The 12,152-nt window shown below is 63.8% G+C and carries 11 protein-coding genes; 8 read left to right on the top strand and 3 right to left on the bottom strand.

Features of this window, described 5'->3' with window-relative positions:
• Positions 1-10: 10 nt before the first annotated feature.
• From queA to F7R11_RS15945, 8 genes are all read left to right on the top strand, one after another.
• Positions 11-1,075, top strand: a complete 1,065-nt coding sequence (gene queA / locus F7R11_RS15910) for a tRNA preQ1(34) S-adenosylmethionine ribosyltransferase-isomerase QueA (protein WP_064805059.1) — start codon at positions 11-13, stop codon at positions 1,073-1,075.
• Positions 1,076-1,077: 2 nt separating this feature from the next.
• The gene (gene tgt, locus F7R11_RS15915; RefSeq protein WP_021195969.1) at positions 1,078-2,229 is read left to right on the top strand and encodes a tRNA guanosine(34) transglycosylase Tgt; all 1,152 of its coding nucleotides are present in this window, start codon (positions 1,078-1,080) and stop codon (positions 2,227-2,229) included.
• 109 nt (positions 2,230-2,338) lie between these two features.
• Positions 2,339-2,668 (top strand): preprotein translocase subunit YajC, encoded by a 330-nt coding sequence (yajC, locus tag F7R11_RS15920; protein WP_031329700.1) that lies wholly within the window; start codon positions 2,339-2,341, stop codon positions 2,666-2,668.
• A gap of 121 nt (positions 2,669-2,789) precedes the next feature.
• Entirely contained in the window at positions 2,790-4,682 is a 1,893-nt protein-coding gene (gene secD / locus F7R11_RS15925) for a protein translocase subunit SecD (RefSeq protein WP_021195971.1), read from the top strand.
• A gap of 76 nt (positions 4,683-4,758) precedes the next feature.
• Entirely contained in the window at positions 4,759-5,730 is a 972-nt protein-coding gene (secF, locus tag F7R11_RS15930) for a protein translocase subunit SecF (RefSeq protein ID WP_064805061.1), read from the top strand.
• Between the two features lie 454 nt (positions 5,731-6,184).
• Positions 6,185-7,360, top strand: coding sequence for a cytochrome c (locus F7R11_RS15935; RefSeq protein ID WP_082932886.1), 1,176 nt, complete (start codon positions 6,185-6,187; stop codon positions 7,358-7,360).
• Positions 7,357-7,830: a (2Fe-2S)-binding protein gene (locus F7R11_RS15940; RefSeq protein ID WP_064805066.1), complete on the top strand. Its 474-nt coding sequence runs from the start codon at positions 7,357-7,359 to the stop codon at positions 7,828-7,830. Before F7R11_RS15935 ends, F7R11_RS15940 begins: the two co-directional genes overlap by 4 nt.
• Complete coding sequence (locus F7R11_RS15945) at positions 7,831-10,086, top strand: xanthine dehydrogenase family protein molybdopterin-binding subunit (RefSeq protein ID WP_064805068.1); 2,256 nt, start codon at positions 7,831-7,833, stop codon at positions 10,084-10,086. It abuts the gene before it with no gap.
• Between the two features lie 74 nt (positions 10,087-10,160).
• Here the strand turns inward: F7R11_RS15945 and F7R11_RS15950 are convergent, their stop codons facing one another.
• From F7R11_RS15950 to F7R11_RS15960, 3 genes are all read right to left on the bottom strand, one after another.
• Complete coding sequence (locus F7R11_RS15950; protein WP_064805070.1) at positions 10,161-10,757, bottom strand: YceI family protein; 597 nt, start codon at positions 10,755-10,757, stop codon at positions 10,161-10,163.
• A 65-nt stretch (positions 10,758-10,822) separates the two neighbouring features.
• Positions 10,823-11,401 (bottom strand): YceI family protein, encoded by a 579-nt coding sequence (locus F7R11_RS15955; protein WP_064805072.1) that lies wholly within the window; start codon positions 11,399-11,401, stop codon positions 10,823-10,825.
• Between the two features lie 91 nt (positions 11,402-11,492).
• Positions 11,493-12,074, bottom strand: a complete 582-nt coding sequence (locus tag F7R11_RS15960; RefSeq protein ID WP_064805074.1) for a cytochrome b — start codon at positions 12,072-12,074, stop codon at positions 11,493-11,495.
• Positions 12,075-12,152: the final 78 nt, after the last annotated feature.

The following is a 12,152-nucleotide window of genomic DNA, read 5'->3' on the forward strand; positions in this document are numbered from 1 at the left end:
GCCACTTTTCATGCTGACGCTGTCCGACTTCGATTTCGATCTGCCGCCCGAGCTGATCGCGCAAACCGCCCTGCCCGACCGCACCGCGAGCCGTCTGCTGGCTGTCCGCCGTGAGGCCGATGGCGTGCACTCGGGTGTGTCCTTTGAAGATCGCCAGTTCGCCGACCTGGGCGACTACCTGCGCCCCGGCGACCTGCTGGTCTTCAACGACACACGTGTCATCAAGGCCCGTTTCTTTGGCCACAAAGCCAGCGGCGGCAAGGTCGAGGTGCTGGTCGAGCGCCTGCTGGACGAGCACACCGTGCTGGCGCAGATCCGCTCCAGCAAATCGCCCGTCGAGGGCACGACGCTGCGCCTGGCCGATGCCTTTGATGTGACGGTCGGTCCACGTGCCGAGCCGTTCTTCACGCTGCGCTTCCCGCAGCCAGCGCTGGATCTGATTGAGCAGTACGGCCGCCTGCCGCTGCCGCCGTATATCGAGCACGATCCCGATAGCTTTGACGAGACGCGCTACCAGACCATCTACGCACGCAACCCGGGCGCCGTCGCGGCACCCACGGCGGGTCTGCATTTCGACGATGCGCTGTTTGCCAAGCTCGACGCCATGGGCATCCAACGTGGTTTCCTGACGCTGCACGTGGGCGCAGGCACGTTCCAGCCGGTGCGCGTGGAAAACATCGCCGAGCACCGCATGCACAGCGAGTGGTACGAAATCACACCCGAACTGGCCGAGGCCATCCGTGCCACACGGGCTGCGGGCGGACGCATCATCGCGGTGGGCACCACCTCGATGCGCGCGCTCGAATCGGCCGCACAGCCGGACGGCACGCTCCACGCAGGCAGCGGCGACACCGACATCTTCATCACCCCCGGCTACCGCTTCCGCCTGGTCGACGCGCTGGTGACCAACTTCCACCTGCCCAAGTCGACGCTGCTGATGCTGGTGTCGGCGTTTGCCGGCATGGACGCCATCCGCGGCGCCTACCAGCACGCCATTGCCCAGCGCTACCGCTTCTTCAGTTACGGCGACGCCATGCTCCTCACGCGCGCTGAACCGGAAACCCAATCGCTCTGACCATGCTCAAGTACGAACTGCTCACCACCGATGGCCTCGCCCGACGCGGCCGCATGACCCTGAACCACGGTGTGGTGGAAACGCCCATCTTCATGCCGGTGGGCACCTATGGTGCGGTCAAGGCGATGTCGCCGGCGGAGCTGAAGGACATCGGCGCCCAGATCATCCTCGGCAACACCTTCCACCTGTGGCTGCGCCCGGGGCTGGAAGTGATGGATGCGCACAAGGGCCTGCACGGCTTCAATGGCTGGGATAAGCCCATCCTGACCGATTCGGGTGGCTTTCAGGTGTTTTCGCTGGGCGATCTACGCAAGATCACCGAAGAAGGCGTGACGTTCGCCTCGCCCATCAACGGCGACAAGCTGTTCCTGTCGCCCGAAATCTCGATGCAGATCCAGCGCCGGCTGAATTCGGACATCGTCATGCAGTTCGACGAATGCACGCCATACAAGATCGGGGATCGCCCCGCCACCGAGGCCGAAGCCGCCGCCTCGATGCGCATGAGCCTGCGCTGGGCGCAGCGCTCGCGCAACGAATTCGAGCGGGAGAACAACCCGAACGCGCTGTTCGCCATCGTCCAGGGCGGCATGTTCGAGAACCTGCGCGATGAATCACTGGCCGGGCTGCAGGCGATTGACGCCGATGCGGGCGGCGAAGGCTTTGGCGGCTACGCCATCGGCGGCCTCTCCGTCGGCGAGCCCAAGGAAGACATGATGCGCGTGCTGCAGCACGTGGCGCCGCGCCTGCCGGCCAACAAGCCGCACTATCTGATGGGCGTGGGCACGCCGGAAGACCTGGTGGCGGGTGTTGCCGCCGGCGTCGACATGTTCGACTGCGTAATGCCCACCCGCAACGCGCGCAACGGCTGGCTGTTCACCCGCTTTGGCGATATCAAGATCAAGAACGCGGTGCACCGCAACGATCCGCGCCCGCTGGACGAAACCTGCGGCTGCTACACCTGCCGCAATTTCTCGCGCGCCTATCTGCACCACCTGCAGCGCGTGGGTGAGATCCTGGGCGCCCGCCTGAACACCATCCACAACCTGTATTACTACCTGGAACTGATGGCCGAGATGCGCACCGCCATTGAGTCGCACGGCTTTGCCGCATTCCAGGCGCGCTTTGCCGCCGACCGGGCTCGCGGCGCACTCTGACGCCCCCCTTGACAGGACTGGCCATGCGCCCATTTGCCGCAAGACGGCAATGGTAGAATGTCCGGTCCAATTTTTGCCCGATCGACGAACCATTTACGGAGTTTTGACCGTGTTCCTCATTTCCGACGCTTACGCCCAAACCGCTCCGGCGGGCGGCGCCGCCAGTGGCCTGATGAGCTTCCTGCCCATCATCCTGATGTTTGTGGTGCTGTGGTTCATCATGATCCGCCCGCAAATGAAGCGCCAGAAAGAAACCAAGGCCATGCTCGAAGCCCTGGCCAAGGGCGACGAAGTCGTCACCGCCGGCGGCATCCTGGGCAAGGTTGCCAAGGTGACCGAGCAATTCGTGGTGGTTGAAATCGCCGCCAACACTGAAATCACCGTCCAGAAGAGCGCTGTAACGACCGTGCTGCCCAAGGGCACGCTCAAAGCGCTGTAATCCGGTTTGACCGGCGCCCGAACGTTGTACGCGGGCGCCGGAACCCCTGGCAGCGCCTATTCTAAGAATCCGCGCCCACGCCCGCATCGCTGACGGGCCGCCTCACCGCCATCCAAGCAAGATGAATCGCTATCCGCTCTGGAAATACCTTGTGATCCTGGTGGCGCTTGCCATCGGGTTCCTCTATACGCTGCCGAATTTCTTCGGTGAGGCGCCTGCCGTGCAGGTGTCTTCGGGCAAGGCCACCGTCAAGGTCGACCTGAACGTGCAAAAGCAGGTCGAGAGCCTGCTCGCTGCGGCCAACATCCAGCCCAACGGCGTGTTCTTCGACAACAACGGCACCTCGGCCAGCGTGCGTGTGCGCTTTGCCGACACCGACACGCAGCTCAAGGCCAAGGACATCCTGTCCCACGGCCTGAACACCGACCAGACCGATCCGACCTACATCGTCGCGCTGAACCTGCTGTCGGGCTCGCCGCGCTGGCTGACCTCCATCCACGCCCTGCCCATGTTCCTGGGTCTGGACTTGCGTGGCGGCGTGCACTTCCTGCTGCAGGTCGACATGAACGGTGCAATCACCAAGAAGCTCGACTCGCTGGCGGGCGACATCCGCACGCAACTGCGCGACAAGAGCATCCGCCACAACGGCATCGACCGCAGCGGCAACACCATCACCATCAAGTTCAGCAACGCCGACGACGCCGACCGCGCCCGTGGCGTACTGGCAGATTCCACCCGTGAACTGGCCTACAGCGTCGACAAGACCGCTGACGGCGCCACGCTCACCGGCACCTTCACCGCAGCCGCGATGAAGGAAGTGCAAGACAACGCCGTCAAGCAGAACGTCGTGACGCTGCACAACCGCGTGAACGAACTGGGCGTGGCCGAGCCGGTGATCCAGCAACAGGGCCCGGACCGCATCGTCGTGCAGCTGCCCGGCGTGCAGGACACTGCCAAGGCCAAGGACATCATCGGCCGGACCGCCACGCTGGAAGCCCGCCTGGCCGACCCGAACGCGCCGCTGGTGCCGCGTGCCGGCGACCCGGTGCCGCTGGGCGACGAGCTCTTCACGCAAGGCCGCAGCGCCCCGGTGCTGCTGCAGAAGCAGGTGATCTTCACGGGTGACCGCATCACCAGCGCGTCGGCCGGCTTTGACCAGAACCACAACGCCTCGGTCGACATCACGCTAGACGGCCAGGGCGGCCGCATGCTGCGCGATGTCTCGCGCGACAACATCGGCAAGCGCATGGGCATCGTCCTGTTCGAAAAGGGCAAGGGCGAAGTGCTGACGGTGGCCACCATCCAGTCCGAACTGGGCTCGCGTTTCCAGATCACCGGCATGGGCTCGACGGAAGCGTCGGCTGACCTGGCGCTGCTGCTGCGCGCAGGCTCGCTGGCGGCGCCGATGGAGATCATCGAAGAGCGCACCATCGGCCCGTCGCTGGGTGCCGACAACATCCGCAAGGGCTTCGACTCGGCGCTGTACGGATTCCTCGCCGTGTCGGTGTTCATGGTCCTGTACTACATGCTGTTCGGCGTGTTTTCGGTGGTGGCGCTGGGCGTGAACGTGTTCTTGCTGATCGCCGTGCTGTCGATGCTGCAGGCCACCCTCACGCTGCCGGGCATTGCCGCTATTGCGCTGGCACTCGGTATGGCCATCGACGCGAACGTGCTGATCAACGAACGTATCCGTGAAGAGCTGCGCAACGGCGCCTCGGCCCAGATGGCGATTGCCGCGGGCTTCGAGCGTGCGTGGGCCACCATCGTGGACTCGAACGTCACCACGCTCATCGCAGGTCTGGCGCTGATCGCCTTCGGCTCTGGTCCGGTGAAGGGCTTTGCCGTGGTGCACTGCCTGGGCATTCTGACGTCGATGTTCTCGGCGGTGTTCTTCAACCGCGCCCTGGTCAACCTCTGGTACGGCCGCCGCAAGAAGCTGCAAGGTCTGGCAATCGGTCAGATCTGGAAGCCGGGCAATACCGCCCCCAACGCCCAGCCGCCGGCGAAGCAGTAAGGCACATCACCCACAGACATCTTGCATAACCGGCACCGGCTAGCGCTTTCGCAGCCGGTGCCACAAAGGGCAGACCATGGAGTTTTTCCGCATCCGCCGCGATATTCCATTCATGAAGCACGCGTTGGTTCTCAACGCCGTGTCGTTCATCACGTTTATCGCCGCTGTCTTCTTCCTGTTCCACAAGGGGCTGCACCTGTCGGTGGAATTCACCGGCGGTACGGTGATGGAAGTCGCCTACACCCAGGCCGCTGATCTGCCGAAGGTCCGCGCCGACGTCGAGAAGCTCGGCTATGCCGACGCCCAGGTGCAGAACTTCGGCACCTCGCGCGACGTGATGATCCGCCTGCCGCTCAAGAACGGCCCGGATGGCAAGCCCATCGCCTCGGCCGTGCAGAGCCAGCAGGTCATGACGGCCCTGAACGCCACCAGCCCCGACGCCACGCTGCAGCGCGTTGAATTTGTCGGCCCGCAGGTCGGCAAGGAACTCGCCACCGACGGCCTGCTGGCGCTGCTGTTCGTGGTGATCGGCATCGTCATCTACCTGTCGATCCGCTTCGAGTGGAAGTTTGCAGTGGCGGGCATCATCGCCAACCTGCACGACGTGGTCATCATCCTGGGCTTCTTCGCGTTCTTCCAGTGGGAGTTCTCGCTGTCGGTGCTGGCCGGTATCCTGGCGGTGCTGGGCTACTCGGTGAACGAGTCGGTCGTGATCTTTGACCGGATCCGCGAGGCGTTCCGCAAGTACCGCAAGATGAACACGCACGAGGTGATCGACCACGCGATTACCAGCACCATCTCGCGCACGATCATCACCCACGGCTCGACCGAAATGATGGTGCTGTCGATGCTGGTGTTCGGTGGCCCGACGCTGCACTACTTCGCCCTGGCGCTGACCATCGGTATCTTGTTCGGTATCTATTCGTCGGTGTTCGTGGCGGCCGCGCTGTGCATGTGGCTGGGCGTCAAGCGTGAAGACCTGGTCAAGGCCGACAAGAAGGCCGGCGGCCCCAAGGAAGACGATCCAAACTTCGGCGCGCAGGTCTGAGCACCTCGCCAGCCGTTCAGGCAGCAAGAAAAAGCCCCGCAATCGCGGGGCTTTTTCTTTGGTAGCTCCGCCGACGCCGCTCTGGCAACTCGGCGCCACATCGCACCTCCATATCGGACTTTTCCGATTTCGGAAGTCGAGGCGATCCCGCACAGTCTCGGGTAGACGCGCTCCATACGTGCCACGGCCGATTCGAGCGGCACCTCCGCATGGCGGATCGGACACCCAAAAGCGCAACACCCTACCGAACCCAGCCTGTCGCTCCCGCCGCCCTCCCTGCTCTCACAGCACGCCAATGCGGCGCGTCCCATTCGGCAATGGCTTTCCCCGCAGTCGGGAAAGTCGCGGCAGATTTCGACAAAGGACAGGCCGTTGAGAACCCTACTCCCCCGCAATACTCGTGCTGTTGAGCACCATCGGCATCGCCAGAGCCAGTCAACCCGAGCCCGATCAAATGCTGATCGAGCGCGGGCGCTACCTCGCTCAGGCGGGCGACTGCGTTGCCTGCCACACCTCCACGGCAAAGGGTGCAGCACCCTTTGCGGGCGGCTTGAAGATGGCCGTGCCCATGCTGGGCTCCATCTTCGCCACCAACATCACGCCAGACCCGGAAACCGGCATCGGCCGCTATACCGTGCAGGATTTCGCGCGCGCCGTGCGTGAGGGGGTCGCCAAAGATGGGCACAACCTCTATCCGGCCATGCCGTATCCGTCGTACAGCAAGGTCTCGGACGAAGATATCTCGGCCCTGTACGCGTACTTCATGCATGGCGTGAAGCCCGTCAAGCAGGCCAATCTCGCGCCCGAGATTCCCAAGCTGCTGCAGATGCGCTGGCCGCTCAAGCTGTGGAACCTGGTGTTTCTCGATACCGAGCGCTTCAAGCCCATTCCCGAAAATAGCGTCGAGTGGAACCGTGGAGCCTACCTGGTGCAGGGCCTGGGCCATTGCGGCACCTGCCACACGCCACGCGGTATCGGCCTGCAGGAAAAAGCGCTCGATCAGCGTGGCAGCGCCTACCTGTCTGGCGCGGAGCTGGGCGGCTGGTTCGCATCCAACCTGACGTCCAACCCCATCACGGGCATCGGCACGTGGAGTGCCCAGGACATCGTGGATTTCCTGAAGACCGGTGCCAACTCGCACGCCACCGCATTCGGGCCGATGACCGAGGTCATCAACAACAGCGCGCAGTGGATGACCGACCAGGATCTGGCCGCCATGGCGGTCTACCTGAAATCCCTGGCCGCCGCAGGCACGCCAATCCCGCAGCATGGCCCCGTCGACCCGAAGGTGATGGCGCACGGCGCGCAGGTGTATCAGAACTACTGCGTGTCCTGCCATCTGCCCAACGGCAAGGGCACCGCGCCGTGGCTGTCACCGCTTGCGGGCAACCCCAACGTGCTGGAAGGCAATCCGGTCTCCCTTATCAACGTCACCCTGAACGGCACGGAAGCGCTGGTGATTGACGGTGTTCCCGCGCCCTATCCGATGCCCGCGCATCGTCTTGCGCTTACCGACGCCCAGATTGCCGACGCGCTGACCTTCACGCGCAATAGCTGGGGCAATCAGGCACCCGCCGTCACCGCCCGCGACGTCAAGACGCTGCGCGAGCAAACCGGACACGACAAATGACCACCCCTACCTCGACCCCCATCACCCTGCACGTCAACGGAAAGGTGGTTGACGTCAATGTCTCGCCCGAGATGCCGCTGCTGTATGCGCTGCGCAATGATCTCTCGCTCAAGGGGCCACGCTTCGGCTGCGGACTCGGCCAATGCGGTGCCTGCTCCGTGCTGATCGACGGTGTGGTGCAACGCTCGTGCGTGCTGCCGGTTGGCGCCGCAGCCGGACGCCCCATCACCACACTCGAAGGCATGGGCACGCCAGAGAAACCCGATCCGCTGCAGCAGGCTTTCATTGACGAACAAGCGGTGCAATGCGGCTACTGCATCAACGGCATGCTGATCGCCGCGCGCTCGCTGCTCAACACCAACCCGAAGCCGACGGAAGCCCAGGTCAAGGAAGCCCTGGCCTCCAACCTGTGCCGCTGCGGCACGCACATGCGGATCGTCCGCGCCATCCTCAAAGCCAGCGAGGCCTAAATGCGCGTCAGTGAATCCACTTCGTTCTCCCGCCGGCACTTTCTCAAGCAAGGGGCTGCGCTTGCTGTTGGTTTCTCGTTCTCAGGGCTGGCCATGGCCCGTGCCCTGGGTGAGATCACCGAGGAAAGCGCCGCACCACTCGCCAAGGCCAAGTCCCTGGATGCCACGCGCGTCGACGCCTTCCTCGTGCTGGAAGGCGACGGCGCGCTCACGCTCTATACGGGCAAGGTCAACCTGGGCACCGGCAACACCACCGCGCTCGCACAGATGGTGGCCGAAGAGCTGGAGTTTCCGATCGACGGCGTGCGCGTCGTGCAGGGCGATACGGCCATGACGGTCGATCAGGGGGCCACCATCGGCTCACTGTCGGTGTCCAATGCAGGCCCGCAGTTGCGCCAGGCTGCTGCCACGGCTGCAGCGGCCATCCGCGAGGTGGCAGGGCGTGCGTATCGCATGGCGCCCGCCGATGTGCGCCTGGAAAACGGCCTCGCCTTCCGTAGCGCGGCGGACACGCAGGGCACGCCGTATCACAAGCTACTGGCCGCACACCCGCTGTCACTCAACCTCGACCCCAAGGCGCCGCTCAAGAAGCCGGCGGACTACAAGCTCGTGGGCAAGCCGATCAAGCGCGACGACGTGCGTACGAAGGTCTTTGCCGACTTCACCTTCATGCAGGACGTGAAGGTCGACGGCATGGTGCACGCACGCGTGATCCACCCCGATGCCTACGGCGCGCAGTTGGAAACCGTGGACGACACGCACGCCAAGAAGGTGCCGGGCTTCCTGCGCACGGTGCGCGTGGGCAACCTGCTGGCCGTCATCGCCAGCGACGAATGGGCGGCCATCCGCAGCGCCCGCGCACTGAAGGCCACGTGGTCCGACTGGAAGGGGCTGCCCGCGCAAGCCAAGCTGTACGATGCCGTGCGCGCACTGCCGTTGCACGATCAGGGCAAGGTGCTGGAACGCGGCCAGGCGGATGCGCAGATCAGCAAGGGCAAGGCCATTCGCGCCACATATGCGTGGCCGTTTCAGACACACGGCTCGATCGGCCCCTCCTGCGCGATTGGTGATTACCGCGATGGCAAGCTGACCGTCTGGTCGGCCACGCAATCACCGCATCTGACGCGCGACCAGATCGCCAGGATGCTGAAGATGGACAAGGGCGATGTGCGCCTGATCTACGTAGAAGGCGCCGGCTGCTACGGCCGCAATGGCCACAAAGACGCCGCGGCGGAAGCCGCCCTGCTCTCCAAGGCCATCGGCCAACCCGTGCGCGTGCAGTGGATGCGTGATGACGAGCACGGCTGGGACCCGAAAGGCCCGCCGGTCATCTCCGATGTGGCAGGCACACTCGATGACCAGGGTCGCATCCAGGCGTGGCAGTACACGTCGTGGGTGCCGCATCGCGCTTCGGGCAGCGTCGACGTGCCCTTGCTGGCTGGCGAACTGACCCGCTCCGCGACCTTGGCCGAGCCACCCGACAACCCCGGTGGCATGGAATTCAACATGGTCGCGCCCTACGAGCTGCCCAACGCCAGCGTCGTGGTCAACCGCTATGCGCGCGCGCCGCTGCGCCCGGCATGGCTGCGTGGCCCAGGCCGGCTCCAGCACACGTATGCGAACGAGTCGTTCATGGACGAACTGTCGGTGGCCGCCAAGGCCGACCCGATCGAATTCCGGCTGCGCCATCTGTCTGAGCCACGCATCAAGGCAGTCGTCGACGCGGTGGAAAAGCGCTCCGGATGGGTGCGCCGCCCATTGTTCTCGACCAAGCCCAGCGGCAACATCGCCCGTGGCCGCGGCATGGCCTGCGTGCGCTACGAGCCGAACAACGCCTACGTGGCTGCGGTTATTGAATTGGAAGTCGATCGCACCACCGGCGTCATTCAGGTCGGCAAGGTGACGGTGGCGCACGACTGTGGGCTGGTGGTCAACCCGGATGGCGTACGCAACCAGGTGGAAGGCGAAGTGGTGCAGACCATCAGCCGAACGCTGTTCGAAGAGGTCAACTTCACGCAATCGGCCGTGACCAGCCTCGATTGGCTCACGTACCGGTTGCTCAAGTTCCCCGAGCTGCCGGCGCAGGTGGACGTGGTGCTGGTCGACCGGCCGGACCAGCCCCCCGTGGGCGCTGGCGAGCCAACCTGCGCAGTCATCCCGTCCGCCATCGCCAGCGCCGTGTATGACGCTGTGGGCGTGCGACCGCGCACCCTGCCGTTCAACCCCGAGTCGATTCGCGCGCTGTTGAAGGCTTAACTCGCAGACCGACCATGCAAACAAAAACGCCCCGGCCTTGAAAGCCGGGGCGTTTTTGTTGCTGCGCGTGGCGCTTATTGCTTGGCGACGCTGGTGTCCTGCTTCAGGCCTTCTGCTTGAATCTTCAGCTTGGTTTCCATGTTGAAACCGTACTTCTTACCGTAGTCGATACCAAATTCGTCGCGGTTGAACGTGAGTTCGGCGTCGGCGCCGCATACCTCAACCTTCATCATCGGGTGCGGCATGCACTTGAACGCATTGATCTTCAGCGTCGCCGGCTTGGTCACGCCGTGCAGCGTGAGCTGGCCCACGGCTTCGGTCGGCACATCACCCTTGAACTTGATGTCGGTGCTCTTGAAGTTGGCCGTCGGGAACTTGGCCACATCGAACATCTCGGCGCTCTTGGCGTGCTCGTCCATCTTGGGCAGGCCGAAGCTGATGCTGTCGGTCTGCACGGTCACGTCGATGGAGCCCTTCTTGGCTTCGCGATCCAGCGTAAAGGTGCCGCTGGACTTGTCGAACTTGCCGCGCCACTTCGACAGGCCACCCATGTGATCAGCTTCAAAGCTCGGGTAGGTGTGGGTCGGGTCCAGTTGGTACGTGGACGGTGCAGCAAAGGCGGCGGTTGCAGCAACGGCCGACAGTGCGGCAACGAGGGTACGCAATTTCATGAGAACTCCTGCGGATAAAAGCGGCACACGAGGGCCGGAAAAAACGGTGAGGTGAGTACTTCCGATTACTTCTTGGCGATGACGATGCGGAACTTGATCGTCACGTCGTCGGCAACGACCGACGTGTCCTTCCACTCGCCGTCACCAATCTTGAACACGTTGCGCTTGACCGGCAGCGCGCCTTCAAACACCTGATTGGCGCCGTCCTGCTTGAAGGTGACCGGGGCCGTGACGTCTTGCGTGACGCCCTTGATGGTCAGCTTGCCGACCACGTCCACCTTGCCATTGGCGCCCGGCTTGAACGCCGACGACACGAAGGTGGCCTTCGGGTACTGCGCAGCGTTGAACCAGTCCTTCTTCTTCAACTCGTCGTTGTAGTCCTTGCTGCCCACGTCAACAGAGTTGATGTCGATGTTGACCGTGGCCGTGGACGCTGCCACGTTGGCCGCGTTGTAGTTCACGGCGGCGTCGAACTTGCCGAACTTGATATCCATCGGCACGCCGAGTTGCTTGCCGGTGGCCGTCACACTGCTCTTGGCGGCATCCACCTGGGCCATTGCGGACATCGACACCGATACCGCGGCGATCGACAGCGCGCCGGCGGCGACCAGGGCAATAGCGCGGGGGCGCACGAAACGTTTCATCATCAGACTCCTTCGTTCAGGCCGGATCGTGCCGGCGGTCTTGGTCAGGATGGGAAGCTATCGCACCGGCACACACCGGTGCGTTTGGAAATCAGCGTAAGAAAGGCAGCATGCGGCGCAGCGTACCGTCGCGATCAACGATGTGATGCTTGAGCGCGGCCAGGATATGCAGCACGACGATGGTGGCCATGGTCCAGTTCAGCCACTCATGGGCTTCGTGGAAGAGGTCCTTCAGCATGTCGCTCTTGTCGAACGGCATCGGCATCTCCCACACGCCAAGGTAGACAACCTTGATACCGGCCGCCACGCTCAGCAGGTAACCGGTCAGCGGCACCGCCAGAATCAGCAGATACAGCACCAGGTGTGCACCCTCGGCAGCCCGGTGCTGCCACTTCGGCATCCCTGCCACCGGAGCCGGTGCCGGATGCGTCAGGCGCCACAGCACGCGCAGCACCGCGAAGATCAGTACGGTGATACCGATCCACTTGTGATACGAGTACAGCTTCAGCTTGGTCGGCGTGAAACCGGGGATATCGGTCATGTACAGACCAAGCCCGAACGCGGCAAAGATCAGCAGCGCGATGATCCAGTGCAGCGCGATGGCAGGCTTGCCGTAGGCACCGTCATCCATGGCGGCGCGCGCGGCGAGATTCGATTGGGCAGCTTGTGACATCGGTTCCCTCAGTTTGGGGCGCTCTTCGTAAGCGGCGCCTGTCGGTAAGACCACGGCGCCAAATGTTTGTGCATTATT

Origin of the sequence: Ralstonia insidiosa, from assembly GCF_008801405.1 — a bacterium.
Lineage (GTDB): Bacteria > Pseudomonadota > Gammaproteobacteria > Burkholderiales > Burkholderiaceae > Ralstonia > Ralstonia insidiosa.